The organism is Mangrovibacterium sp. (genome assembly GCF_059905295.1).
In genome coordinates, this window is sequence record NZ_JBZQJF010000202.1 from 1 (window position 1) to 26,590 (window position 26,590).

Consider the following 26,590-nt stretch of genomic DNA (forward strand, 5'->3'; position numbering starts at 1 on the left):
GTGGTTTTCAGCCTTCATGATTGTAGGCATGTTCGGGGCCATGGTTGCCGTAATCTGGAGAGGAACCATCCTGATTTCGAGCGGACAGATTGATCCGGGGCAGCTGTTTTCGTTCGTCTTATACAGTGCTTTTATTGCCGGAATGATGGGTGGCTTGGCCGATGTTTATGCCCGTTTGCAGAAGGCCATCGGTGCCACTGAGAATCTGCTTGAAATTCTGGACGAGCCCATCGAGTCGGTGGAAGCACAAAAAACCATTGCTCCCGAAAACCTGCTGAATGGTCGTATTGAATTCAAAGATGTGAGCTTCCACTACCCCAACCGCAAAGAAACGGATGTCCTTCAAAATATATCGGTTAACATTGAAGCCAACCAGCAAATTGCACTGGTAGGCCCCAGCGGTGCGGGTAAGTCGACCATTGTGAACCTGCTGTTGCATTTTTATGAAGTTTCGGCCGGGCAAATTCTGTTCGACGGCAAAGATATTCGCAACATACCACTCACTGAGTTGCGCCAGCAGATTGCCGTTGTTCCCCAGGACGTTTTCCTGTTTGGCGGCACCATTCGCGAAAATATTGCCTATGGACACCATGGTGCAAGCGAGGCTGAAATTATTGAAGCTGCCCGCAACGCCAATGCCTGGCAGTTTATTGAAGCGACGGCCAACGGGCTCGACACCATTGTGGGTGAACGTGGCATCCAGCTATCGGGAGGGCAGCGCCAACGCATTGCCATTGCTCGTGCCATGCTGAAAAACCCACGGATTTTGATTTTGGATGAAGCCACCTCAGCCTTAGACTCTGAGTCGGAACGACAGGTGCAGGATGCCTTGGAAAGACTGATGCGAGGACGAACATCGGTTGTTATTGCTCACCGACTTTCCACCATTCGCCAGGCCGACCAGATTTTGGTTTTGGAACAAGGGAAAATCATTCAAAAAGGAACACACCAGCAATTAGTAGAGGATACCAATGGTTTGTATTATAGCCTGAGCGAGTTGCAATTTACCAGTTAATAACCCTCAACAGGCACAGAGAGCCTGAGCCATTCGCGCCGGATAAAGTAAAGGACAATTGCTGCGGAACAAAAATCGGAGATTGGCATGGCGATCCAAATACCGTCGAGCTCCCAAAAGTCGGGAAGAATAAAAAGTAACGGAATCAGGATGATGACTTGCCGTAATAAGGTTAGCACCGTCGCAATTTTGGCTTTCCCGATGGATTGAAAAAAGTTGCCGACAACAACCTGATAGCCCACCAATGGTAGTGCCAATAAGCCTAAACGTAATCCCTGCCGGCCAATAGCCAGTAAGTTCGAATCTTCGGAATTGAAAAAGCGCACAATCAGATCGGGGAAAAGCTGAATGCCAATAAACGACAAAACGGAAATGACTGTTGCCGATATAATGGATAATCGCAGTGCCTCGCGAACCCGATCGAAAGACCTGGCGCCGTAATTGAATCCGATAATTGGCTGGGATGCCATATTAATGGCAACAATGGCCATGATGATCATAGTTGCCACCGAGTTTACAATACCCATCGCCCCCACCGCTAAATCGCCGCCAAAACTAATCAGCTTGGTATTTATCAGCCCCTGAACGACTGAGTTGGCAATCTGCATAAAAAACGGAGCCATACCAATCACCAAAATCTCTTTAATGATTTCACCCTCCATCCGGAAATACTTTGGTCGGATTTTAACAACCGATCGCTTGCTGTTAAAATGCAACAGCACCCACACGGCCAGCACAATCATTGAAATTACCGTGGCATAAGCAGCACCTTTTACCCCCATGCCAAGCCAAAAAATAAAAATGGGATCCAGGATGGTGTTTGTTCCGGCACTAATCAACATCGAGTACATCGCAATTTTGGCATTTCCCTCCGAACGAATCACATTATTCAGCGAGAAGCCGACAATCTGAAAGATAACACCAACCAGGATAATATTAAGATAGTCGTTGGCATAGCTCATCGTTTCGGGCGTTGCTCCAAACATCCGCAACATAGGCCCTTTAATCGCAAAGCCTAATGCCGTAATTAAAACAGAGGCAATAATCATTAAGGCGAAACTGTTGCCCAATACTTTCTCGGCACGATCCATATCTTTCCGCCCCATGTTGATTGACACCAACACACTGGCACCAATACCGATCAGCATGCCAAAAGCAATCATCACCAACATAACCGGGAAAATAACGGAAACACCGCTCAGCGCCAACGCACCAACACCCTGACCAATAAAGATCCGGTCGACAATATTGTATAAAGCATTTACAAAAACACCGATAAAAGCGGGAATGAAAAACTTAAGCATAAGTCGCCCAACATGTTTTTCGCCCAGTTCTTTTGTCCTTTCCATAAATTCACCAGCTATGTTTAGTGGGTAATCTTCATTGAAAAGCATCCCTAATGGTGACACCTAACAAAAAAGTTCGTACAAAAGTAAACATTCAAATCAACAAAAACTGATTTTATATAAACTGAGCCGGATTCTAAAATAACTGTGAAAATATTTTAGAATCCATCTCAGGTTTATAGTTGATGTTCTAACTTTGCAGCAATCTCGAAAAACACAAAACCATGACAGCAGAACAACAGAAAAAGGTTAATGAAAATACAGTTCAGAACTTACAATCAGGGAATGCGGAAATCGTTTCCGAAACACTTGATCAACTCAGTGAATCAGGAAACTCGGCCTACCTTCCTTTTCTGTTCGAGCTTCTTCATTCGACGAACAACGACGAAATTAAACGACGAATTGCTCGCTTGTTGTCCGAGCTGAAGCAAAGCGACGCCATACCCTCGATCATTGAAGCAATTCAAAACAAAAGCTATGCTCAGGAGCTCCAATACCTGGTATCGGCCTGTTGGGAGAATGGCATGGATTACATCGATTACCTTCCCTTGTTTGTTGACCTGATGATTGAACACGATTTCATGGTTGCCCTCGAAGCTCACACTGTAATCACCAACATGACCGGTAAAATTGCGATGGCGACCTGCGAGCAGGAAATCAAAAAGATTGAAAATGCCCTTCCTTCGGTTAGTGAGGATAAAAAGGAGATGTTAGAGGAAGTGATCGAATTTCTACAGATATTGGAACAAGGTATTGAACCACAAACTTATTAGGGAACAAAATCAGTCTCAAAATTTAGGAATTGATTAAATATCAGTTATTTTTAGGCTCGACTTGAACGAACAAACCTAAAAACGAACTGATAGTTGTGAAAAAGATCTTTGTGATTTTTATTTCGCTATGTGCCTTTTATTCCCTGCAGGCTCAGGATGCTGAATACTCACAATTTTATGCCAACCCACTTTATTTAAATCCGGGGTTTACCGGCACATCCGACCAAACACGAATCTCGGTAAACTACCGTAATCAATGGCCACAACAAGGTTCTACTTACGCCAGCTATTCGGTAGCCGTAGATCGTTATTCCGAAAAGATGAGAGGTGGCCTGGGCTTTCAGGCGCACAACAGTCACGAGCGAAATGGCATAGTCGAGAAAATGAGCCTCAACCTGCTCTATTCACATCACATAAAACTTAATCCGCGTTTCTTTTTCGACCTGGGACTTAGTGCCGGCATCACCTATAAAAATCTGGACTATCAAAATTTAGTCTTCCCCGACATGATCAACCAATTGACCGGGGAACGCTATATTGGAAGCGAAGAAATACCCGAAAATGCCAGCTTACTTTATCCCGATTTTAGTGTTGGCTTCGTCGGACAGTTCGACTCATTCTATGGTGGTCTTGCAGTAGATCATTTAAGTCAGCCTGATGAATCGATGTTCATTGGTGACCACAGGGGAAAACTACCCCTAAAATTTACAGTACATCTCGGAGCCAAAAGTTACCGCTGGCACCGTGGCTTACTAGCACGTCGTTTTACCTTATCGCCCAATCTAATTTACCAACGCCAAGCCAACTTTAGCCAACTGAACCTGGGCATGTACTTGTTGGAGAAATCCTTTGCCGGGGGCATCTGGTACCGGCAAACATCAGGTATTCAGCCCGAGTCATTAATCCTGATGTTCGGTATTATGCGTCCAAAATTCAAACTGGGCTATAGTTACGACCACAGCCTATCGCAACTAAGTAACTACTCCTACGGAGCTCACGAAATATCCTTGATCTTTTTTACAGGCGAAAAGAGAAGCAAACGAGCATCTTTGCTCATTCCATCCTTGTAGAAGACGCTAAAATACCAATGTCACGGTTCCTTTTTGCTGATGAGCTTTGTCCATTACGTCGGTAAAATTCAGAACCCACACATAAACGCCCGCAGGCGCAAAACTGCCATTTCCCATCTTACCGTCCCAACCAACAGTTTTGTCGGTCGACTCAAAAACCTGCTCTCCCCAGCGGTTGTAGATCCGCATGTCATAGCCTGTCCCCTGAACCGCATCGGCAGCAAGCAGGAAAACCCGGTTTTCAGGATTCGCACTGTTCGGGTTGATGGCATTGGGTGGAAACAGATCTTCAGGAGCGATCAATACTTTACGGCTTGTGGTATCAAGACATCCAAATTCACTTTCAGCTAAAAGGTTTACCCGAAACCACCCAACCTGGGTGTAGCGATACTCCGGATCAGTATCTGATGAGGTAGATCCATCGCCAAAATCCCACTCATAACTTTCGGCACCACTACTGTTGTTATTGAATTTGAATAAGGCATCCGAAATCAAACGTTCCGAACGATCCGGCTCAAAATCAGCAACCGGGTCAGTATACACTTCGATTAACTGATCCAGCTGCATCGTATCAGCACAACCTGTCAAGGCTGATGTAGCGATTGCCGAAACTACATATTGCCGACCTTGATCGGTATATTCCGTCGCAATTTGTTGACCGGTAACACCATCCTGCAAACCGGTGTTCCAACTGTAGTTCAATTGATCAACCGGATCGACCGGCATAGCGGAGAGATTGACCGTTAAAGGAGAACAACCGGTCGTAGTATCAGCAGCTATTTCAAACCAAGGCTTGCGCTTTATATTGAAGGTTTTCAACTCACTCCGACAGCCTTTATCCGACTCAACCCAAAGGCCAATTGCGACTTCAGGTTTATGTTTCAAGCTAATTTCCAGAGGCCCTATTGTTGTGTTCGGATTCGTAAGAATTTCATCCGGGTCCAGCTCCGACAAATCCCAATGGTAGGTATCAGCCACTGTTCCGGTTCCCGTATAATTTACTTCAAATTCGTTCGGATAACAACGATTCGGATCAATATCTGTTTCTACAGATTTTATTGGAAAAACAGTGATAAAGTCCTTCATCGTTCCCGAATTCTCGCAGCCCTCTGCTGAAGTAACTGCCAGACTAACATCGTAAACACCATCCGTAGAATAGCTATGCGTTATATTATCTAATGCAGATTGCTCTTCTCCTCCATCGCCAAAATTCCAGCTATAGCTCTTGATAGATTCTGTTGTCGTAGCGTGGAACTTCGTTTCGAGCGGCATACACCCCTCGGTAACATCAGCTGTTATAGTCAGGTTTGGTGTTACATGAACAGGCGTCCAATCCAACTTTGTACGACAACCCGACTCATTGATTTGAAGTCCCAGCTGCCGTTGATTGGTTTGTTGATAGCCCAAGGCAATCGTTAACTGATTCAAGTTCCTTCCTTCGGTATATAGCGTATCCGGGAAGTACCAACTGAACAGGGCGTTTGAAGAAGCATTGCCGGTATAAGCGACATCCAGTGAATAACCGGAACAGGTGGTCGAATCAATACTTATTTCGGTAGTTGGGGTGTCGTAAAAGTGAAGTTGAACCGTATCCTGACTCATACATCCATAATTATCGGTTACCTGCAAATAAGCCTGAAATGATCCCGTATCAGCCGACTGGACTGTCGGGTCTGAAATTGCTGCGTCGTCAAAGCTCAAATCATTCCCTGCTGTCCAACGAATTGAACCTTTATCAACCGAACCGCCTATTTGCACCTGCTGGGAATCGCAAGTGAGCAAATCTTTATCCGCAATCACAATTTTCGGATATGCGTGAGTCGTCACTTCAATTGTGTCAGTCGCTGAGCATTGAAAACGATTGGTAACTAATACAGCATATCGATCGGTGGCTCCAACCTGAATTTTTTCAGTGGTGGCTCCGGTGTTCCAGCGATAAGCTTCCATTCCTTCGCTGTTCAATGGTGTTGCATCCAACCATACTGAATCGCCCATACAAAGATCCAGATCTTCCCCCAAGTCGAAGACAGGAACCGGCTTAACACGGACAGTATAAAAGGCAGAATCAACACAACCATCGTAATCGGCAATGACCTTGTAGACCGTTGTATCTGTTGGCGAGGCCATTGGGTTGGGCAAATCCGGACTGCTTAATCCCTCTGCTGGTGTCCAGCTGTAGTTCCCCGCATAAAAATGGTTTAACTCAACCGAGTCATTCTTGCAAATCGTTTGATCAACGACAGAACTAAAAATCGGTTTTCGAATTTTAATTTGGAATGAAGCAGAAAGACTTAGCTCCGGGTCTCCGGGCATTCCGCCATATTCAATCACATAGCCTTTGGGTCGGTAATATTGAGAGTTTGGCCCATCTCCCTCATCCCGTAAATCATTCCACGACTTTAGCGGCTGTGTTGGATCTTGGGTGATATGGGCATAGTCCTCTCCAATTCCTCCATTAATATCTGTATAGAAATTATTAGGCTCATTATTACTCCAATACGAATATTCGCCATTTACAGCAGATCCGTTATAATTTCCTCTCCAAAACAAGGTTCCTGCTTCGGGGCCGGTTACCCATTTCCAGTCCCCTTCTTTACTGTACTTATTGGCATCAGAAGCACCAATCCAGCCAACACCACTGATCTTTGTCCAGATAAAATCATTCTCAACCTTGGAGGTTATCGTTGCTAAATAGCCTTGTAAACCGCGATAATTCTTCTGTTCGGCGGCCACTTTGGCCTCTGTCCATTTTATATCCCATTGCTGAACAAATTGATAAAAGTGCCCCGTTTCAGGTAAGAAATCAGCATCAAGCAAACTAACAGCAATTTGCCTCGTGGCTGTATCGGGTATGGCATTGAGGTTAATGTAGATAATGTTGGCGATGGCCGCTTCATATTCAGCGGCAGAAGCAGCTCCGCTTAGCTGCAAGGTTCCATTGCTGGTTGCCCAATTGACGCTGATGGAAGAACTGTGATCCGAACAAGCAAGACGTTCGGCTCCTGCTTTGAAATTAGCGATCGAAACTTTTAGACCATCGTAAACAGAATCACCAACCAGGCTAACAAGTCCTTCTTCAAAGCGGACAGAATCTTTACAAAAAGTAACTGAGTTCCTCGTACCTGGCACAATCTCGATTGCTTCCGATTGGGCATAAGAAAAGCCGGATGTTAATATCAATAATGTCAGCAATAACACCCGGCTTTTCATATTATGTGATCTTGTTTATGCTTTATTCGAAAAATATTTCATGAACTGAGCACGCTCATACATCTTCGGGTCTTGCAGCTTTGCATACGACAAACGACCACGGAAATCATCAACCGTACTGAAGTTCCATTTTTTCATAAACTTCTCCACATCTCTCACCATTCCGTCGATTACCTGAGCACCATTAATATAGATGGCCGAGCAAACCTGAACAACGCGGGCTCCTGCTAACAATTGCTTGATAACGGCTTCTCCATCGTGGATACCTGTCGATGCAGCAATCTCCAACTTTGGAAGAGCAGCACTAGCCAATCCCACCCAACGCAAAGAACGGCGAATATCGGCCGGAGAGCTAAACACTTCAGAGGCTGTCAACTCCAACTTATCAATGTCGATATCCGGCTCATAGAAACGGTTAAACATGGTTACTGCAGCCGCTCCGTTAGCCATTAGTTTCTCAGCAAACGAAATCAGGTTTGTAAAGTAGAAACCAATTTTAACTGAAACAGGGATTGCCACTTCAGCCTTTACTTTACTCAAAATATCAATATAAAGCTGTTCTATTTCTTCCGGTTTTTCGTTACGGCCGGTTGGCACATAAAAAATATTCAACTCCAAAGCATCTGCACCGGCTTGTTCAAAGTCTTTGGCAAAACTGGTCCATTCACTTGCCGACACCGCATTAATGCTGGCGATTACAGGAATTGAAACTTCACTCTTTACTTTCTTCAACAGCTCTAAATGAGCAGTAACTGTATTTTGACGGGTGTAGTTCCGAATGTAATCTTCTGCTTCCGGATAGCTGTTTTGCGGGTCTTTAGAGATTAAATGGCTTACTTCACCACTAATCTGCTCTTCGAAAAGCGACTTCAACACCACTGCTGCAGCACCTGCTTCTTCTAATCCTTTAATTTTGTCAACACTGTTCGTTAGGCCCGAACTGGCCACAACAATCGGGTTCTTCAGTTTCAAACCCAAATATGTCGTATCTAACTTCTTCATATAACTTACTCGTTAATTAATTGATATTGGTTTTTTACCATTTTCTATTTTAATAGCTCGCCGGAACAATCAATGATAGTAGCGCTGACCGAAAATAAAGCTGCCTACGCGAACCATTGTACTACCTTCTTCTATTGCCAGTTGGTAGTCGCCCGACATGCCCATGGAAATTTCAGAAAAAGAATCTTTCTCTCCAAAGAATTCAGCTTTAATCTGTTTAAATATGTTTTTAAGCTGTCTGAACTCTTTACGCACCTGCATTTCGTCGTCGGTATAAGTAGCCATGCCCATAACTCCACATACCTGAATATTTTTCATCGCTACAAATTCCGCTGAGCTTAACATCTCTTTAGCCTCGTCCAGACTCAAACCAAACTTACTTTCTTCCTCTGCAATATGAAACTGCAGTAAGCAATTAATGGTTCGGTTGTTTTTTGCAGCTTCTTTGTTAATTGTGTTCAGTAATTTCAGCGAGTCGATACCGTGAATCAGACTTACAAAAGGTGCAATATATTTGACCTTATTGGTTTGCAAATGCCCGATAAAATGCCACTCGATATCTTTGGGTAGTTCCCCGTATTTTGTCGTCAACTCCTGAACCTTGTTCTCTCCGAAAATACGCTGTCCAACTTCATAGGCTGCGACAATATCTTCGTTTGGTTTAGTTTTCGACACAGCAACCAAGGTTACACCTTCAGCTAATTCGCTTTTCAACTTTAAAATGTTTTCTGCTACTCCCATCTTATTTTTTGAATTGCCATACAAATCTATAAAACAGCACGTAAAACGTCCCTGACTTTTAGCGTTTTTTAGGGGGATAAATTGTTGTAATCTATCCTAATTCAACAATCGTTATTCCTGCTCCTCCAAATTGGACATGTTCATCCCGAAAAGAATTCACAGCCGGATCAGCTTTCAGGAAATTACGGATCACTTCCTTCAGTATGCCGGATCCTTTACCATGCAAGATACGAAGTTCATGAACGTTCAACATGATGGCCTCATCAATAAAGGCCTGAATATTAGCTAATGCTTCATCTGCTCGCTGTCCGCGAATGTCGATATCGGGTTTAAAAGAGAGACGTTTTTCCGACAGATTTTTATTGACATTTGCTTTAGTCTGGTTATAGACCTTTTGCTCCCGTTTGGCTTCATTATTCGAGATAATCTGCAGTTTATTCCGGCCAACCGAAGTACGCAACTGCCCAAAAGCAACAATCACATTTTTATCGCCCAACTCCAGAACTTCGCCAACTGTGTCCTGCCCTTCAATACGAACTTTATCACCAACCTCCAGCTCTTTCTTTTCTTTCGGTTGGATCATTTTCACCGGTTGTTCATTGGCAGTCTTCTCTTTTTTCTCTTTGCGTTTCTTCTGCTTATTTTTGAGCTTTTCTATTTTCCGGGTGATCCATTCATCCTGTTCGGCACTTGTTTCAACAACTTCCTCTTTAAAGGTTTCGAGTTGTTTACGAATGGCTTTAGTCTTTTCTTTCTCGGCTTGGCTCTCGCGTATTTCACGAATGGTATTCTCCACCTTTTTGTTGGCCTCAGCTACAATTTTTGCAGCTTCAACTTTGGCCTCTTCCAAAATCTGTTTTCGCTGGTTATTCAGCTTTTTCAGATCTTCCTCATAGCGGCCCGAAACATCATCCAGCGTCTTTTCGACCTGACGGATCCGCTGTCTTTTGGACTCCCAATAACGTTTATCGCGCAAGATATCGCGTAAGTGTTTATCAAAGTCGATATGATCCTTCCCGATTTTATCGGTTGCCTCCTGCAGAATAATCTCGGGCATGCCAATCTTTCGGGCAATTTCAAAAGCAAACGAGCTACCAGGTTTGCCAATCTCCAATTGGAACAAGGGTTCCATGCGATGTGCATCGTACATCATCGCCCCGTTAATAATCCCTTCCGAACCCGATGCAAAATGCTTCAAATTGGTATAGTGTGTTGTAATTACCCCAAATGTGCCGGATTTATTTAGTTGATTCAGGATTGCTTCAGCAATGGCACCTCCAAGCATGGGCTCGGTTCCGGTTCCAAACTCATCAATCAACACCAAGGTTTTTTCGTTTGTGTTTTTCACAAAGTACTTCATGTTCATCAGGTGAGAACTGTAAGTACTCAAGTCATTTTCAATGGATTGTTCATCGCCAATATCGATAAAGATTTGGTCGAATATACCTGCCATACTACTTTCGTGAACAGGAATCAGCAAACCACACTGAAGCATATACTGCAGAAGCCCTACCGTTTTCAAGCAAACCGATTTACCTCCGGCATTTGGTCCCGAAATAAGTAGCAGGTGATCTTTTTGAGTAAGTGTTATATTGAGTGGAACAACTTTTCGGTTTTCCTTTTCCAGGTTGAATTTCAAAAGCGGGTGAACTGCATTCACCCATTCCAACTGGCTCTCCCAATTGATTTTCGGTTTTATTGCTTCCATGCGATTAGCCAACCGAGCCTTTGCACGTACAAAATCGATGGTGCCTAAAAAGTCATATTGCCCGAGCAGATCGTCCAGATACGGACGAATATCATCGGCAAACGTAACCAGAATCCGAACAATCTCCCGCCTCTCAGCATATTCCAATTCGCGGATATCGTTGTTTAGTTCGACCACCTCGGCCGGCTCAACATAGGAGGTTTTACCTGTAGAAGATTCATCGTGGACAATTCCGCTAATCCGTCGTTTTAAGGCCGAAGAAATCGGAATGACAGGACGACCATCTCGAATTGAAACGCTGGCATCGTCTTCAATTAGACCATCGCGTTGAGCTTGTTTCAAAATAGCATGCAGACGTTTGGAAACACTTCCTTGTTTGGCAAACAGATCGCGACGGATTTGAGCCAACTCGGGCGATGCATTATCGCGTATTTTCCCATGTTGATCCAAAATTCGATCAATTCGATCTTTCACATAAGGAAATACCTGCACTTGCTCCAGTAACTTCTTTAAAGTTGGATAATTCTCTTCTTTTTGCTGCTTGATAAACCGAACAATCGCCATAATCGTTTCCAGAGAACGCTTGAGGTTAAATAACTCATTCACGTCCATGAAACGACCTTCAGTCCTTATTTTTGCCAGGGCTGAACGCATATCGTAAAAATAATTGGCTGGAAAGTTCTCGGAATCCTGCAACAATTTGGCAAACTCGTCGGTGAGCGCCAGCTCAAAACCAAGTTTACCTGGTTTGGTCATGAATTCAATTTCATCGACACGCTCCTGCCCAAGCGGACTTAAACAAATCCCCTTCAACAACTCGCGAACTCGGTCGAAACCTATTTTTACTTCAAAATTATCCGGATATATTTTCGTCATTGCTTCTTTTTTGCAGGCGCAAAAATAGCAAGAACTAAGGGTTATGCCAAGGGTTTAAATCGTTCGTTCAGAATCTTCAGAAATTTGCTCACCAAAAATGGCTTACCGATATAAGTATCCATTCCTTTATCCAAACAGGATTGAATATTATCGTCAAAATCACTGGCAGTCATCGCTATAATGAGACACTTCGTTGGCAGTTTCTCCTCGATCTCGAACAGGCGAATAAGTGCTGCAGACTCGCAACCATTGATTACCGGCATCTGCAAATCCATTAGGATAATATCATAAGGGTTCTTTTTGTACTTTTCGAAAGCCTCCAAACCATCATACGCACTATCAATCTGAGATATTTGTCCCCGTAAGGAAAGACTTACAACCCGATGATTCAACGGGCTGTCATCAGCAATCAGCAACCTTAAGCCCTTCAAATTTTCTTCGTCTAACATTAAACAAGCATCTAATTAATCCCGGGGAACTTTCTCATCAGGGAAACGATCCTGATATTCCACCCAAAAGCTTTTCACTTCCGCCTTCATTTCCCTGCGTAACAAAAGAATACCGAACAAGTTCGGAATGGTCATCAAAGCTATCGTAATTCCGGACAGGGTCCAAATAATTGTCGTATCAGTAAATGAAGCCAGAAAAAATCCAATCACATAAACAACGCGGAAATAAATTACGGCTTTCGATCCAAACATAAAAGTCATCGCACGGTCGCCATAATAACTCCACGAAATGGCCGTAGAAAATGCAAACAATAACAAACCAATCGCAACGATGTATTGTCCAAAGGTACCGAACCAGCTTTTTGTAAAAGCAATCGTGGTCAACGGAGCACTATGCACCAGCGATTTCCCTTCGAAAGTTTGACTGATAGTCAACGGAACCACACCATTTGTTACCTGAATAGTTCCTGTATAAGGTGATTCACCGTCCATAACGACAACATCTTCGGCTACCGAACGGGCATGAATAATAGTCAAAGGGTTCATTATTTTTCCATCGACAACATTCAATTCACCTGTAAATTCGGGCAATTCAGTTCTTCCCAAAAGAAAATCGTGCAGATCTTTCTGATCGGCCGTATTAGCCTCATCATAAACTCTATTCATAACCACGAGGTCTGTTGTTTGGAACTGATTTTCATATTTGTGGTTCCATACACCGGAGGAAAGAATAACCAATCCGGTCAGGGTACAGATAATAATGGTATCGATGAATGGTTCAAGCAAGGCAACTAATCCTTCAGAGACAGGCTCGTGTGCACGGGCAGCGGCGTGCGCAATTGGTGCAGATCCTTGTCCTGCCTCGTTGGAGAACAAACCGCGGTTCACACCACGGTTAAATGCGAATGCAAAACCAGCCCCCAGGAAACCACCTGTTGCAGCAGTTCCGGTAAAGACATCGCTAAAAATAGAAATGATTGAAGGAATAATATTTTCGTAGTTATACGAAATTACAGCTATTGCTCCAACAAAATAAATCAATGCCATTAACGGTACTAAGCGGGATGTTACTTTCGCAATACGCTTGATACCACCAATAATCACAAAGGCTAGCAATAAAGCCAGCACCGCTCCTGTAAGGATCTTATTAATTCCAAATGTTGCAAACAGAGAATTCGATATGGAGTTAATTTGCGGAAGACTTCCTGTACCAAAAGATGACAAAACCGTTGCAATCGCAAAAATGACAGCCAACCATTTCATGTTAAGCCGGTTTTTCATGTAGTACATCGGCCCTCCGGCCATGGTCCCGTCATCAGTCTTTTCTCGATACTTATGCGAAAGCGTTACTTCCACAAATTTGGTTGTCATCCCTAAGAGAGCAGTCATCAACATCCAAAACAAAGCAGCAGGCCCTCCTAAGTGAATGGCTAAAGCAACACCGGCAATATTACCGGTTCCTACTGTTCCTGAAAGGGCTGTCGTCAAAGCCTGAAAGTGAGAAGTATCACCGGCATCGCCATCACGGTCAAATTTTCCGCGGACAATACGCAAAGCATATTTCAAATAGCGAAATTGCGGGAACTTCAGGTAAATGGTAAAAAACAAACCGGTTCCCAATAATAAATAAACAAACCAGGAACTTCCTCCAATATATCCGTCAATTAAGGCAAGAATATCATTCAGCTTCGACATACATAGATTTTAAAAGTGAGGGACTAAAATAGCATTTTGATTCTGCCAACTCAAATTATCGACTCAAATTTCACCTTTTATTTACCGAAGCTGGAAATAAGATGACATATCCCCATGAAAAATGAAATAAGTGTGAATCTAGAACCCAATTATCACATCTCCACCGCCAGATATTTACTGCCGGAACATCGCAAATAACGCAGTCAAATAGGATTCCTTTCAGGGAAAAACTTCAAGATTCTGTTGACTTCAACCAACTTCAGTTTATAACAGACCGGGGTTACGTAACGCAAAGTTGAAATGATGAACTTATTCCCGCTTTTCTAAAACCTTTTTCATAAAAAACTCGAATGAAAATAAAACATACACGAACCGGTATTTGAATTGGTTTTTCTCTATTTTTGTTTTAGTAATAATTAAACAATTACATTATGCTACCTAAATTTTTATTAGCAGACAATTCTCAGGAATGTCCTGACACAATTTATGTTGTCCACACCGAAGAGCCAAAATTTATTGTGGAGAGTGACATCGAAGATTTCTGGACAAACCAGAAGGTACATTGGTTGAGTGAACCACCTGTATCAGAAGATGTCATTAAAGCATTACTGGAAGATGCTGAATCATTCCTTGACGATGAATTTGAGAGTCAGGAAAACCTTTATGGTGAAGATGAAGATGACGAAGATTAATCATGAATACAGATAAAAAAAGACTAACACGCTCGAACGACAGAATGATTGCCGGTGTTTTGGCCGGCATTGCCGAACATCTGGACATGGATCCAACTCTGGTTCGCGTAATTTACGTGATCCTCTCATTGGCAAGTATCGGTTTTCCAGGAATTCTGGTATATATTATTCTGTGGGTGGTTATGCCCGAGCGTTAGATCTTCACAATTTTTTTGTTGCAGCTAATCCTGAGGAACATCCTTCAGGCTTAGCTGTATTCTTTTTCTCACCAAATCCACTTCAAGTACTTTCACCTTTACATGTTGATGCAACTTTACAATTTCGTTCGGATCGCTAATAAAACGATCAGCCAACATGGAAATATGTACTAAGCCATCCTGCTTTACGCCAACATCTACAAATGCTCCAAATTTGGTAATATTGGTTACAATTCCAGGAAGCACCATACCCACCTGCAAATCTTCAACTTTAAAAATTCCGTCAGCAAACTCAAACACTTTGATCCCTTTGCGCGGATCACGTCCCGGTTTATTCAACTCGTTTTTGATGTCAGTCAGAGTGGGTAAACCAATTGCGCCAGATACATAATTTTTCAGATCTATAGCTTCAATAAGCTCTTTATTGGCAACCAACTCGGCAACAGAGCATTTTAGATCCTTGGCTATTTTTTGGACCACAGTGTACGATTCGGGGTGAACGGCCGAATTATCCAACGGGTTTTCAGCATCAGGAATACGCAGAAAGCCAGCAGCCTGTTCAAAAGCTTTTGCTCCCATTCGCGGAACTTTCATCAATTCCTTGCGCGAACCAAAAGCGCCATTTTCCTTTCTAAAATCAACAATATTTTGAGCCAATTGAGGTCCAAGACCTGAAATATAAGTCAGCAAGTGTTTGGATGCAGTATTTACATTCACACCAACTTTATTCACTGCCAGTTCGACCACCGTATCCAAACTTTCCTTCAGCATCTTCTGATCCACATCGTGCTGGTACTGCCCTACGCCAATCGATTTGGGGTCGATTTTCACCAACTCAGCCAAGGGATCCATCAAGCGGCGTCCGATAGAAATAGCCCCGCGAACAGTTACATCGTACTGCGGAAACTCGTCGCGCGCAACTTTGGATGCTGAATAAACCGAAGCACCATCTTCCGAAACGACAAACACTTTTAAATCGCGATCGTAGCGTAACTTCTTCACAAAATGCTCGGTTTCGCGACTGGCTGTACCATTGCCAATAGCAACCGCCTCAATCTGGTAAGCACTTACCAGTGAAGTCAGCTTTCGTGCCGATTGTTTGACTTGTTCCTGTGGCTTATGCGGATAGATGGTTTCGTTATGCAGTAAATTCCCTTGTTCGTCCAAACAGACCACCTTACATCCGGTACGATAACCCGGGTCGATAGCCAAAACCCGCTTTTGACCAAGCGGTGCAGCCAGCAATAACTGGCGAAGGTTTTCAGCAAATACCTGAATAGCCTCCTGATCGGCTTTCGTTTTCGATAAGTTAGAGAATTCAGTCTCCATAGAAGCCGACAATAGTCGCTTGTAGCTATCTTTCAAAGCTAATGCCACCTGCTCTCCACACTCATTATTGGAACGAATGAAAAAACGATCCAAGCGTTCCAGAATATTTGCTTCATCCGGCGCGATTGACAGGCGCAGAAAACCTTCACTCTCTCCACGACGCATCGCCAGCAGACGGTGAGACGGGCAACGCTTCAGCGGCTCTTCCCAATCGAAATAGTCGCGATATTTTGCACCTTCCTCATCCTTATTTTTTACAACTTTACTTCGTACTACAGCTCCAAGCTCAAATGCCCTGCGAACCATATTACGCGCTTTCTCATTTTCATTGATCCATTCGGCAATAATATCGCGAGCTCCCGATAAAGCATCATCCGAAGAAGTTACTTCTCCTTTCACAAACGGCTGTGCCCTATACTCCAAATCACGCTCTTGCTGCTTCATAATGATCTTCGCCAATGGCTCCAATCCCTTTTCGCGAGCGATACTAGCTTTGGTTTTACGCTTCGGTTTGTAAGGTAAGTAAATATCTTCCAGCTCGGTATTATCCCAGCATTTTTCAATACGACCACGTAATTCATCGCTCAGCTGATTTTGTTCCTGAATAGTATTCAGAATTGTTTCTTTCCGCTTAAGCAACTCCTCAAACCTAGCTTTTTCATCTTTCACAGCGCCCACCTGTACTTCATCCATGCTACCGGTTCGTTCTTTTCGGTAACGCGAAATAAAAGGAACAGTAGCACCATCATTTAGCAAATCGATTGTGTTCTTTACCTGGTGCGAGGCAAGATTGAGTTTGCCCGCTATAAGTTGAATGATTTCTGAAGTCATTGATCAATTTTGAAAATGCTTTCGAAGATAGCAGAATTTTCGCAGTATTCAGTCAAAGTCACAATTGGCAAGGCAATGGTCAATGAGCAAGCTGAATCCGTCATTTCAATTGGGTCATTCAGCAGGCTGTAAAAAGAAAGCCCTGTTCCGAATTCGGAACAGGGCTCTATGTTTATTTCGACCTTTTTCGAGTGATTGTTATTTCACCTTATCAACAATAGCTTTGAAAGCTTGTGGTTGATACACAGCTAAGTCAGCTAAAACTTTACGGTTGATCTCGATGTTTGCTTTTTTCAACAAACCGATCAACTGAGAATAGCTGAGTCCTTCCATACGAGCCGCAGCGTTGATACGCTGAATCCAAAGGGCACGGAAGTTACGTTTTTTGGCTTTGCGGTCACGGTAAGCATATTGTAAACCTTTTTCGTAAGTATTTTTTGCTACCGTCCACACGTTTCTGCGGGCACCCCAATTACCTTTGGTTTGCTTGAGGATTTTTTTTCTGCGAGCCCGAGATGCTACATGATTTACTGATCTTGGCATAATTCTAAATTTTAAGCGGTTAGCGTCCTGAAACAGGCACTTGTAATGGCTAATTCACTTTGTTAAAAACTCTAATTTTTCTTGTATTGAAAAGATTACTTCATTGAAAGCAACAGCTTAACGTTTTTCTCATCTGCTTTGTCAACCAAAGTAGCGTGAGTCAAATTACGTTTTTGCTTAGTTGTTTTCTTAGTCAAAATGTGACTTTTGAAAGCATGTTTTCTTTTCAATTTACCGGTACCGGTTAATTTAAACCGTTTTTTTGCACCGGAATTGGTCTTCATTTTTGGCATCTTGTCCTAATTTAAATATTCAAAGAATTTAAAGTTGCGAATCGTATTCGTCTTACTTTTTCTTCTTAGGTGAAATAAACATGGTCATTCTTTTTCCTTCTAAACGAGGCATTTGCTCTACTTTACCCAATTCTTCCAAAGCCTGGGCAAATTTCAGTAACAAAATTTCACCTTGCTCTTTAAAGAGGATTGAACGCCCTTTAAAGAATACATAGGCTTTTACTTTAGCGCCTTCGTTCAAAAACTTTTCAGCATGCCGTAACTTGAATTGGAAGTCGTGCTCGTCGGTTTGCGGACCGAAACGAATTTCTTTCACGACCACCTTCACGGCTTTAGCCTTCATTTCTTTTTGTTTCTTTTTCTGTTGATAAAGAAACTTTTGATAGTCGATAATCTTACATACAGGCGGATCGGCATTAGGTGAAATTTCAACCAAGTCCAATTCCATCTCTTTGGCCAAAGCCAATGCCTCTTTTAAGGAAAAGACACCTTGATTTTCAACGTTATCACCCACAACCCGTACTTGATGGGCACGAATTCTCTCATTTAATCGATGCTGAGGTGTTGTATCAACACGTCCACCTCTGCGATTTGGCCTATTGACTGCGATAAGAAAAACCTCCTATTCTTTTTTATTTATAAAATGCTGATAATTGCTCTTTTACTTCCTCATTCAGGAACTGAGCAAACTCTTCCATCGTCATACTTCCTTTGTCTCCTTCGCCTTGTTTGCGAACAGAAACACTACCGTTTTCAGCTTCTTTTTCGCCGACAATCAGCAGGTATGGGATGCGTTTCAACTCATTATCCCGGATTTTACGACCGATTTTCTCATTCCGGTCGTCAATCAGGCTGCGAATATCGGAATTATTTAGATAATCTGAAACTTTTTGAGCATAATCGTTATATTTTTCGCTGATCGGAAGCACCACAACCTGATCCGGTGTTAACCACAATGGGAATTTCCCCGCCGTATGCTCAATTAACACTGCCACAAATCGTTCCATTGATCCGAAAGGTGCACGGTGGATCATAATCGGGCGATGACGCTTATCATCAGCACCGATATACTCCAAATCAAAACGTTCCGGAAGATTATAGTCAACTTGAATTGTTCCAAGCTGCCAGCTACGTCCCAACGCATCTTTAACCATAAAGTCCAATTTTGGACCATAGAAAGCTGCTTCGCCCAACTCGGTAACGGTCTCCAACCCTTTTTCGGCACAAGCTTCAATGATTGCAGCCTCTGCTTTATCCCAGTTCTCTGGGGAACCGATGTATTTATCCGGATTATTCGGGTCGCGTAATGAAATTTGAGCCGTATAATTATCCAATCCTAAACTATTGAAAATGATGAATACAATATCGATCACTTTCTTGAACTCATCTTTCAACTGATCAGGACGACAGTACAAGTGTGCATCATCCTGGGTAAAGCCACGCACACGAGTTAAACCATGCAACTCACCACTTTGCTCGTAACGATAAACAGTTCCAAATTCAGCATATCGAATCGGCAGATCCTTATATGAATGTGGTTTGCTGGCATAAATCTCACAGTGGTGCGGACAGTTCATTGGTTTCAACATGTACTCTTCACCTTCAGCCGGAGTTTTGATCGTTTGGAATGAATCTGCTCCATATTTTTGGAAGTGACCGGATGTTTTATACAAAGCCACATCCCCAATATGCGGAGTCATTACCTGCTGGTAGCCAAATTTCTTTTGCACCTTTTTCAGGAAATCTTCCAACTGCAATCGTAGCTGTGTACCTTTTGGCAACCACAATGGCAGCCCCTGTCCCACTTTTTGTGAAAAGGTGAACAATTCCATTTCCTTACCAATTTTGCGGTGGTCGCGTTTTTTCGCTTCTTCCAGCAAAATCAGGTATTCATCCAACATCTTTTGTTTGGGGAATGTCACCCCGTAAACACGGGTCAACATTTTATTTTTTTCATCGCCACGCCAGTATGCACCTGCAATTGCCGTTAATTTCACGGCTTTAATGTAGGATGTATTTGGCAAGTGAGGTCCACGACACAAATCAGTAAAACCACCTTGGTTATAGAGCGTGATTGTACCATCTTCCAACTCACTAATCAGTTCCTGCTTCAACTCATCGTGCTTCTCTGTAAACATCTTCATGGCTTCATCCTTACTGATGCTGCTGCGAACAATGTTGTTTTTCAGACGAGCCAGTTCAATCATTTTCTTTTCGATTTGAACTAAATCCTTTTCGGTTAATTGCTTACCCTCCGGAAGATCAATATCATAATAGAATCCTGTATCGACAGTTGGTCCGATTCCGAATTTCGTACCCGGATAAAAGAATTCAATTGCTTCAGCCATCAAGTGAGCCGACGAGTGCCAGAAAGTTTCTTTTCCTTGGCGATCGTCCCACGTGTACAATTTGATAGCTGAATCCTGATTAATGGGACGGTTCAAATCCCAAACTTCACCATTTACTGAAACGGCCAGTACATCTTTTGCCAAACGACTGCTAATCGAACTGGCAATTTCAAGGCCGGTAACACCGCTTTCATATTCGCGGACACTGTTGTCAGGTAATGTAATCTTTATCATCTGTCAATTTTCGTATATCAGGTAATAACCTCTTTATTAATTGCAGAAATGCCGTCGGAAGGGAAACTGATCTAACAGACCATTCAACCTTGAGCCGAGTCGGCTTTTCAGCCTGCAAAGATAATCATTCTAGTGTGTTTGAAATGATTTCTTCTGAATTTATGCCCGATAAAAGCCGTTGACATGATATGAACAGCCAGCAGGCTTGAAATTTGATCGCAAACAAAAAGGTACATTTCAAAATTTAACGGGGACACTAAAAAAGTATTGATCTATTATTGAATAGAACCCAATTATTTCCAGGTCAACAAAAAAGGCACCATCAATAGCGCCTTTTCCTATCTTTTTAGACGAGCATTCTATTAACGAAAGCCAAAACTAATACCGCCATTATAAGTAACATATTCAGACTTAGCAACCGAGCCAAACAAGCTAAAGAAAAGCAGTTTTAAGCGAAACCCGGCATCAACACCAATATATGTATCCTTATATTTCAGGCTAATAGGGTCTTTCACATCAGTCATGGCACTTGCTAATAAATCATTAATACTTCCGGAATTTATATCCAGCAGTTCCGGATCAGGCATCGGAAATCGTCCCAAAATGTCGAAGGATGTTTTACTGCTGTTCCCCGTAACCGATGCAAAAAAGGTAATTACTGAAAGTTTCTTCGATACAATGAGTCCATATTTGAAGTTCTTCGAAACAAGATTTCCTTTTTGATTTTCATCCGGCGTATAGCCTACCGGATTTGAAAAGCCATAATCTTCGTAATCGAAATGAATTGTAGACTCACCATCGATTTGAGAATAGGAAGCAAACAAGGAAATATCAATCGGTAAATGTTTGATGAAAGGCAATGATTTGCGAATGTTGTGTTTCAAGCCAATACCCCACAAACCAACATCTGCTTTTTCATTGTCAAGATCAAACTTTACCTTCGGAATATAACGTCCAATAATGTCGGTATGAGGCAACAAACCAAAGCTGGCTTGAATAATTGGTACCGGAACCAAATCAAATTCGCTACCTCCCGGAGTAGAAAAATAGGGCACCGTTCCAATTACATTTCCCGTATTCGGATCCTTAACATCATAATACAAGGTTACTCCACTTCCGCTACCCGCAGCCGTTGAGGCCATACTATTTCCGTCCTGAGCATACAAATATTTCAAGCCCAACTTATTCACATCAAAAGTTTTGTCTTCTCCGGGCACTTGAAAAGCACTAACAGAAAACGCCAAATCAAAGCCCCATAGCTTATGTGTTTCGGCAGTAAAATACCAGGAGTTATTCATTCCCACACCGAGTCCTTTTGCATAAGGTGCGATGTAAGACTTAATCAACAAATTTGCATCATGCGTTCCAAAGCGCAGCAAATCAGCCACGTCCGACTGTGCAAAAGACAGGCGCAATCCGCCAACCAGCAGGATCGCTGCCAACAAAATTTTCTTCATCGTTTTCATTGAGATTGATTTCTGGATCAATAATACAAAATTCTGTTAAACTGAAAAGCGTTGTCTATCTTTTTTAATAAACGAGTAACATCGATGCGATATTTTAAACGCAAAAGCATTATTTCGCAACCTTTATTCTTTTTTAATTGCAAAAATTTTCCCTGTTTTAAGGATTCCTAAAATAGTTTAGCATGTACAAGTTTTTATTTCTCTTAGCCCTGATTCTGGGATTGGGCACTTCTGTATTTAGTCAGCAAAAAATAACCATTGAAGACGTTCAACAATACGGGACCTTCCTCCCCAAAGAGGTTAATGGGCTGTATTCGATGAAAGACGGCTTGCATTATTCGACACTCGAAAATGGAAGTAAAATTGTAAAATACAGCTATAAAACAGGAGAGAAAGTAGCGGTCATTTTCGACCTTTCAACAGTCGAAAATGCGCCTATCCAATATTTCTCGGCTTACGAATTCAGTGATGATGAAACGAAAATTCTTCTGACTACAAACCGCCAACCAATTTACAGAAGATCGTTCACCGCACAATATTATATCTGGAACTCGGTAACCAAAGAGCTTAAACCGCTCTCGGAAAAGGGGAAACAACAACTGGCAACTTTTTCGCCTGATGGTGAACGCGTTGCCTTTGTTAGAGACAACAACCTTTTTGTAAAAAGTCTGAAATTTGGTACCGAAAGCCAGGTAACAACCGATGGGAAAGCAAACGAAATCATTAACGGAGCTCCCGATTGGGTTTATGAGGAGGAATTCAGCTTCAACAAAGCATTTGCATGGTCTCCTGATTCCAAGTTTTTAGCCTTCATTCGTTTTGATGAGACCGAAGTTCCCGAGTACTCGATGACCATGTATAAAGGGATGGCACCCAGCTTGGAGCAAAATGCACTCTACCCCGGAGAATACACCTATAAATACCCAAAAGCCGGAGAAAAGAATTCAATCGTAAGTGTACATGTTTACGACATAAAATCGAAAACAACCCTTAAAGCCGATGTGGGGACGGAAACTGACCAATACATACCGCGCATTAAGTGGATGGCCGATGCAGCTGACCTGGCAGTCATGCGACTGAATCGGAGACAGAACCAGCTGGATGTTCTGTTAGTCAACCCATTTACAGGCGACAGCCGTCCTTTTTACAGTGAAAAAAACAAGCGCTACGTAGCTGAAGAGTTTTTGGATGATTTCACCATTCTCCCGGACAATGATTACCTTGTCATCAACAGCGAACAGTCAGGCTTTTCACAGCTTTATTTGTATAATCGCCAGGGATATGAGGTTCGCCAGTTAACCACGGGCGATTTTGATGTCACTAAATTTTACGGATTTGATCCGAAGAAAAAGATTTTTTATTACCAGGCAGCTAAGGAATCCCCTATGCAACGCGAGGTTTACTACGTAAGTCTGGACGGCAAAAAGCAAGGAAAACTTAGTTCTAAAGCTGGTACAAACGATGCTGAATTCAGCAGTGGTTTTCAATACTATATAAACACCTTCACCAACCTTACAACTCCCACACAGACTACCTTGCACAGCAATGATGGCAAGCTGATTCGTGTGCTGGAAGATAACAAAGCACTTCAAAATAAAATCGCAAACTATGACATCAGCCAGCGAGCATTTTTTAAGTTCAAAACATCGAAAGGCGATGAGTTGAATGGCTGGATGATAAAACCGTTGAACTTCGATCCAACAAAAAAATACCCGGTTGTGATGACCCAATATAGCGGTCCTAATTCACAAGAGGTTTTGGATGAATTCAGCATAGACTGGTACAACTACCTGGCTCAGGAAGGTTTTGTGGTAGCCTGTGTTGATCCGCGTGGAACAGGTGCGCGTGGCGAGGAATTCCGCAAATGCACCTACCAACAATTAGGCAAATATGAATCGGACGACCAGGTTGAAGCAGCAAAATACCTGGGAAGCCTTCCATATGTCGACAAAGATAATATGGCAATTTGGGGATGGAGCTATGGCGGATTTATGACGCTGCTCAGCCTCGAAAAAGGTGGCGATATTTTCAAGGCGGGCATTGCAGTAGCTCCGGTAACAAACTGGCGCTTTTACGATACCGTTTATACCGAACGTTTTATGCGTACACCTCGTGAAAACCCGGATGGCTACGACGATAATTCACCGCTTTCACATCCCGATAAAATTAAGGGACATCTGCTACTGATTCATGGTTCTGCCGACGATAATGTTCATGTTCAGAACAGTATGGAATTTTCAGAAGCTTTAGTGCAAGCTGGTATTCCATTCGACATGGCGATTTATACCAACCGAAACCACAGTATTCATGGCGGAAACACCCGAATACACCTTTACAACAAAATGACCAACTTTTTAAAAATGAATTTAATGAAATAACTGATCCCGATCGGTCAGTCTTAAGCCTGTTGCCTCAACAGGCTTTTTTTATGCAAAAACCGAAACTCATCATCACCGGTCATCGAGATGGCTTGCTGAAGAATTTTTTCAAACATCGGGTTCTGCATAAGGTCAAACAAACCTGTTTTCTTCTTAATAAACTCTGCCCCAAGCGGCAGACACTTTGCCATTTCTACGACAAATATTTCTGAATAGAAAGCCTCATTTATTCGAACAGAATCGGCCATAAACAGGTTAACACTTTTCTGCATCAAAGATTGAAACACCGGAACCAGTTCTGAAGGCATAAACTCAGCCTGCTCAATCACCTTTTTGCCAAGAGCCAATGCTTGATTCCAAAGGTTATCGAGGTTCCCGTCTTTAGCTGCCAAAGCAAAAGCAGTTATTACTCCGTCACTGGTATCGGTTGTCAAATCCTGAAAATCATCCATCAGCTGCAAAAATGCACCATAACTATATAAAAAGGTCTTTTCGTTTTCATGTATTCTCCCCGACAACAAGAAGCCATCGGCAACAACAGAAGTTCCTCCTTTTTCAAAACAAATCGCTAAACGCTCATCAAAATCCAAATCTGACAATCCTGCTATCAACTGAACACTACTTGCCTGAGCCGTATGAATATCAAGCAAACTTTGGTATAATTCCGGAAATAAAGCACGGTCCCACTCCTCCTCGATCAACTCCACCATCGCATAAATCCGCTCCTCATGACAATTCTGAGGTTCAACTAATCCCCCCCCAAGACGACTGGCAAAACGATCGACAAAAGCAATTTTATCCCATTTTGAAATATTCGTGTCATCCAAATAATTATCGGTGTAAGGATACAACATACTATAGGCAAAAACCGAAGTCGTCAGTTCAACCTCCCGGCCCATCAACAATTGTAGTCCATTCATGATCCATACATTTCGCATGGCTTGAAAGGCATCCTCAATCTTCAATTCCGGGTCATACAGACGAGCCGCTTTAAGGAACTTCCAGGAGCTTTTCAACATCGGTTCCGAAATTATTAGCTGTAGTTGATCATCGTTGTACCCAAAAACATGACGAAAAAAATCAGCCAGATCCTGCAACAAAGCCTCCTTTTGCAACCGCAGGGTCTGGTAGGATCCATTGGCTTTCTTAGCTTTCTTCTGAATACTTTTCACTAATTTCTCAAACTGCTTCTCATTCACCTGTTGTTCCTGTTGACAGTATCGGTACAGCTGACTGGAATAATCGGAAGAGCAAGCATTCCAGCAATTCAAAATATCTTCTTTTGCTATTATCATTTGATCCATTTTTGAGCCTCCTTTTTCTGATACCAAAGAGAATCAATTCTGTTTCAGCCTCCTTGCTCTTTCCGACGAATAGCTGAGAATTATCGGTCAAATGAGGCAACTCAAAAAATTAGACAAAACCGTAATATTTTTTAATAGTGGCGATATCACCGAACAAAATTTTTCTATATTTGCATCGCCTTTAAGGGGAACACCCAGTGAAGGTTTGCAGTCGAAACGTCGGCACAAAAGCAAATAAATTATTGCCCAGATGGCGGAATTGGTAGACGCGCTAGTTTCAGGGACTAGTGTCCGCTTGGACGTGCAGGTTCGAGTCCTGTTCTGGGCACAATTTAAATCCTAACCCATTGATTATCAGGGTTAGGATTTTTTATTTGCCCGAACTTTACCCAACAATGTCATATTATCTAAACGGTGAAGACCAAGACCAGTTATTATTTGATATTACAACTATTATAGGGATTAAAACTCCACTAACAGTAAGTATTGTTAGTGGGACATTAAGTTTTTTATATTCAATTTTATCAATTACTGAATTGGGAATTTGTACGCCTTTAATTGGAAATTCTTCGGATATGATAGAGTAATCAGAATCTAATATTACTACAATGAAATTTGAGTCACCTTTGGTAGTTCTAGTATGGGTAGTCTTTTTATAAATATCTCCTTCTATATATTCGGATTCTAATTTATAATTACCCAATTCGTAGGTTTTGTTTGCTGCTTTTAAAATAAGAACTTCTCTGTCTGTTTTCTTTTGCCCTATTTCATCTTTTGTAATTAGCAGAGTGTTTCTACATGAAAAATTAATAAGTAGAGTGCAAAAGACTAAAATATAGGATAGAGTTCTTTTCATGTTAGAATGCTATGTAATTTTATACGTCACAAAGTTTCAATTGCTTCAGACCACACAGCATTTCAAAACAGTTTATGAGATAATGATCTTAGCAATTCGATCAAAATAGTAGGGATGCGCTTAGCCACATTGCTGTGCACTGGCCGAAAGATCAATTGCTTGTGGCTTTTTATTGCTAATATTATTGTAATATTTGCAATACAATTTGACGAATGCCCCACGCTAAAAAAATTA

21 protein-coding genes and 1 tRNA gene are annotated in these 26,590 nt (G+C 42.3%); 7 read left to right on the forward strand and 15 right to left on the reverse strand.

Going from position 1 to position 26,590, the window contains the following annotated elements; all coding sequences use genetic code 11:
- The coding region (locus AC37HE_RS10430; protein WP_500782778.1) for an ABC transporter ATP-binding protein at positions 1-1,015 on the forward strand (1,015 nt) is incomplete at its 5' end.
- On the opposite strand, the gene AC37HE_RS10435 is transcribed toward AC37HE_RS10430, so the two are convergent.
- Positions 1,012-2,364: an MATE family efflux transporter gene (locus tag AC37HE_RS10435; protein ID WP_500782779.1), complete on the reverse strand. Its 1,353-nt coding sequence runs from the start codon at positions 2,362-2,364 to the stop codon at positions 1,012-1,014. The two genes, AC37HE_RS10430 and AC37HE_RS10435, sit on opposite strands and share 4 nt — an antisense overlap.
- Before the next feature lie 221 nt (positions 2,365-2,585).
- On the opposite strand from AC37HE_RS10435, the gene AC37HE_RS10440 reads away from it, so the two are divergent.
- Together AC37HE_RS10440 and AC37HE_RS10445 are read left to right on the forward strand one after the other, a co-directional pair.
- Positions 2,586-3,134, forward strand: a complete 549-nt coding sequence (locus AC37HE_RS10440) for a HEAT repeat domain-containing protein (protein WP_500782780.1) — start codon at positions 2,586-2,588, stop codon at positions 3,132-3,134.
- Positions 3,135-3,229: 95 nt separating this feature from the next.
- On the forward strand, positions 3,230-4,204 hold the full coding sequence (locus tag AC37HE_RS10445; protein ID WP_500782781.1) for a PorP/SprF family type IX secretion system membrane protein: 975 nt from the start codon (positions 3,230-3,232) through the stop codon (positions 4,202-4,204).
- A 6-nt stretch (positions 4,205-4,210) separates the two neighbouring features.
- On the opposite strand, the gene AC37HE_RS10450 is transcribed toward AC37HE_RS10445, so the two are convergent.
- The 6 genes from AC37HE_RS10450 to AC37HE_RS10475 all read right to left on the reverse strand — a co-directional run bounded on the left by AC37HE_RS10450 (position 4,211) and on the right by AC37HE_RS10475 (position 13,885).
- Positions 4,211-7,414, reverse strand: a complete 3,204-nt coding sequence (locus AC37HE_RS10450; protein WP_500782782.1) for a PKD domain-containing protein — start codon at positions 7,412-7,414, stop codon at positions 4,211-4,213.
- Between the two features lie 15 nt (positions 7,415-7,429).
- Positions 7,430-8,416, reverse strand: a complete 987-nt coding sequence (locus tag AC37HE_RS10455) for a dihydroorotate dehydrogenase-like protein (protein WP_500782783.1) — start codon at positions 8,414-8,416, stop codon at positions 7,430-7,432.
- 69 nt (positions 8,417-8,485) lie between these two features.
- Positions 8,486-9,157 (reverse strand): YggS family pyridoxal phosphate-dependent enzyme, encoded by a 672-nt coding sequence (locus tag AC37HE_RS10460; protein WP_500782784.1) that lies wholly within the window; start codon positions 9,155-9,157, stop codon positions 8,486-8,488.
- Positions 9,158-9,248: 91 nt separating this feature from the next.
- Positions 9,249-11,741 (reverse strand): endonuclease MutS2, encoded by a 2,493-nt coding sequence (locus AC37HE_RS10465; protein WP_500782785.1) that lies wholly within the window; start codon positions 11,739-11,741, stop codon positions 9,249-9,251.
- A 41-nt stretch (positions 11,742-11,782) separates the two neighbouring features.
- On the reverse strand, positions 11,783-12,190 hold the full coding sequence (locus AC37HE_RS10470) for a response regulator (RefSeq protein ID WP_500782786.1): 408 nt from the start codon (positions 12,188-12,190) through the stop codon (positions 11,783-11,785).
- Positions 12,191-12,205: 15 nt separating this feature from the next.
- A complete protein-coding gene (locus tag AC37HE_RS10475; RefSeq protein ID WP_500782787.1) occupies positions 12,206-13,885 on the reverse strand; it encodes an alanine/glycine:cation symporter family protein in 1,680 nt (559 codons plus the stop codon).
- Positions 13,886-14,316: 431 nt separating this feature from the next.
- Between AC37HE_RS10475 and AC37HE_RS10480 the strand changes: the two genes are divergently transcribed.
- Together AC37HE_RS10480 and AC37HE_RS10485 are read left to right on the forward strand one after the other, a co-directional pair.
- A complete protein-coding gene (locus AC37HE_RS10480) occupies positions 14,317-14,577 on the forward strand; it encodes a DUF8828 family protein (RefSeq protein ID WP_500782788.1) in 261 nt (86 codons plus the stop codon).
- 2 nt (positions 14,578-14,579) lie between these two features.
- A complete protein-coding gene (locus AC37HE_RS10485; RefSeq protein WP_500782789.1) occupies positions 14,580-14,774 on the forward strand; it encodes a PspC domain-containing protein in 195 nt (64 codons plus the stop codon).
- 24 nt (positions 14,775-14,798) lie between these two features.
- On the opposite strand, the gene AC37HE_RS10490 is transcribed toward AC37HE_RS10485, so the two are convergent.
- The 6 genes from AC37HE_RS10490 to AC37HE_RS10515 all read right to left on the reverse strand — a co-directional run bounded on the left by AC37HE_RS10490 (position 14,799) and on the right by AC37HE_RS10515 (position 21,818).
- Complete coding sequence (locus AC37HE_RS10490) at positions 14,799-16,934, reverse strand: Tex family protein (RefSeq protein ID WP_500782790.1); 2,136 nt, start codon at positions 16,932-16,934, stop codon at positions 14,799-14,801.
- Between the two features lie 198 nt (positions 16,935-17,132).
- The gene (gene rplT, locus AC37HE_RS10495) at positions 17,133-17,477 is read right to left on the reverse strand and encodes a 50S ribosomal protein L20 (protein WP_107821531.1); all 345 of its coding nucleotides are present in this window, start codon (positions 17,475-17,477) and stop codon (positions 17,133-17,135) included.
- Positions 17,478-17,572: 95 nt separating this feature from the next.
- Positions 17,573-17,770, reverse strand: coding sequence for a 50S ribosomal protein L35 (gene rpmI / locus AC37HE_RS10500; RefSeq protein ID WP_500782791.1), 198 nt, complete (start codon positions 17,768-17,770; stop codon positions 17,573-17,575).
- Positions 17,771-17,822: 52 nt separating this feature from the next.
- A complete protein-coding gene (infC, locus tag AC37HE_RS10505) occupies positions 17,823-18,380 on the reverse strand; it encodes a translation initiation factor IF-3 (protein WP_500782797.1) in 558 nt (185 codons plus the stop codon).
- A 22-nt stretch (positions 18,381-18,402) separates the two neighbouring features.
- Positions 18,403-20,352: a threonine--tRNA ligase gene (gene thrS, locus AC37HE_RS10510; RefSeq protein WP_500782792.1), complete on the reverse strand. Its 1,950-nt coding sequence runs from the start codon at positions 20,350-20,352 to the stop codon at positions 18,403-18,405.
- Between the two features lie 362 nt (positions 20,353-20,714).
- Positions 20,715-21,818 carry a DUF6588 family protein gene (locus AC37HE_RS10515; RefSeq protein ID WP_500782793.1) on the reverse strand — a complete coding sequence of 368 codons (1,104 nt, stop codon included), beginning with the start codon at positions 21,816-21,818 and terminating at the stop codon, positions 20,715-20,717.
- Positions 21,819-22,000: 182 nt separating this feature from the next.
- Between AC37HE_RS10515 and AC37HE_RS10520 the strand changes: the two genes are divergently transcribed.
- A complete protein-coding gene (locus tag AC37HE_RS10520) occupies positions 22,001-24,196 on the forward strand; it encodes a S9 family peptidase (protein ID WP_500782794.1) in 2,196 nt (731 codons plus the stop codon).
- 20 nt (positions 24,197-24,216) lie between these two features.
- Here the strand turns inward: AC37HE_RS10520 and AC37HE_RS10525 are convergent, their stop codons facing one another.
- On the reverse strand, positions 24,217-25,491 hold the full coding sequence (locus AC37HE_RS10525; RefSeq protein WP_500782795.1) for a hypothetical protein: 1,275 nt from the start codon (positions 25,489-25,491) through the stop codon (positions 24,217-24,219).
- Between the two features lie 253 nt (positions 25,492-25,744).
- Here AC37HE_RS10525 and AC37HE_RS10530 point away from each other — a divergent pair.
- Positions 25,745-25,828: transfer RNA gene (locus AC37HE_RS10530), tRNA-Leu, on the forward strand.
- A gap of 75 nt (positions 25,829-25,903) precedes the next feature.
- Here AC37HE_RS10530 and AC37HE_RS10535 read toward each other — a convergent pair.
- The gene (locus AC37HE_RS10535) at positions 25,904-26,356 is read right to left on the reverse strand and encodes a hypothetical protein (RefSeq protein WP_500782796.1); all 453 of its coding nucleotides are present in this window, start codon (positions 26,354-26,356) and stop codon (positions 25,904-25,906) included.
- Between the last annotated feature and the right edge of the window lie 234 nt (positions 26,357-26,590).

Coding starts and splice junctions, on each gene's coding strand:
- AC37HE_RS10435 (WP_500782779.1), bottom strand. CDS start 2,364: ATGGAAAGGACAAAAGAACTGGGCGAAAAACATGTTGGGCGACTTATG.
- AC37HE_RS10440 (WP_500782780.1), top strand. CDS start 2,586: ATGACAGCAGAACAACAGAAAAAGGTTAATGAAAATACAGTTCAGAAC.
- AC37HE_RS10450 (WP_500782782.1), bottom strand. CDS start 7,414: ATGAAAAGCCGGGTGTTATTGCTGACATTATTGATATTAACATCCGGC.
- AC37HE_RS10455 (WP_500782783.1), bottom strand. CDS start 8,416: ATGAAGAAGTTAGATACGACATATTTGGGTTTGAAACTGAAGAACCCG.
- AC37HE_RS10460 (WP_500782784.1), bottom strand. CDS start 9,157: ATGGGAGTAGCAGAAAACATTTTAAAGTTGAAAAGCGAATTAGCTGAA.
- AC37HE_RS10465 (WP_500782785.1), bottom strand. CDS start 11,741: ATGACGAAAATATATCCGGATAATTTTGAAGTAAAAATAGGTTTCGAC.
- AC37HE_RS10470 (WP_500782786.1), bottom strand. CDS start 12,190: ATGTTAGACGAAGAAAATTTGAAGGGCTTAAGGTTGCTGATTGCTGAT.
- AC37HE_RS10475 (WP_500782787.1), bottom strand. CDS start 13,885: ATGTCGAAGCTGAATGATATTCTTGCCTTAATTGACGGATATATTGGA.
- AC37HE_RS10480 (WP_500782788.1), top strand. CDS start 14,317: ATGCTACCTAAATTTTTATTAGCAGACAATTCTCAGGAATGTCCTGAC.
- AC37HE_RS10485 (WP_500782789.1), top strand. CDS start 14,580: ATGAATACAGATAAAAAAAGACTAACACGCTCGAACGACAGAATGATT.
- AC37HE_RS10490 (WP_500782790.1), bottom strand. CDS start 16,934: ATGACTTCAGAAATCATTCAACTTATAGCGGGCAAACTCAATCTTGCC.
- rplT (WP_107821531.1), bottom strand. CDS start 17,477: ATGCCAAGATCAGTAAATCATGTAGCATCTCGGGCTCGCAGAAAAAAA.
- rpmI (WP_500782791.1), bottom strand. CDS start 17,770: ATGCCAAAAATGAAGACCAATTCCGGTGCAAAAAAACGGTTTAAATTA.
- thrS (WP_500782792.1), bottom strand. CDS start 20,352: ATGATAAAGATTACATTACCTGACAACAGTGTCCGCGAATATGAAAGC.
- AC37HE_RS10515 (WP_500782793.1), bottom strand. CDS start 21,818: ATGAAAACGATGAAGAAAATTTTGTTGGCAGCGATCCTGCTGGTTGGC.
- AC37HE_RS10520 (WP_500782794.1), top strand. CDS start 22,001: ATGTACAAGTTTTTATTTCTCTTAGCCCTGATTCTGGGATTGGGCACT.
- AC37HE_RS10525 (WP_500782795.1), bottom strand. CDS start 25,491: ATGATAATAGCAAAAGAAGATATTTTGAATTGCTGGAATGCTTGCTCT.
- AC37HE_RS10535 (WP_500782796.1), bottom strand. CDS start 26,356: ATGAAAAGAACTCTATCCTATATTTTAGTCTTTTGCACTCTACTTATT.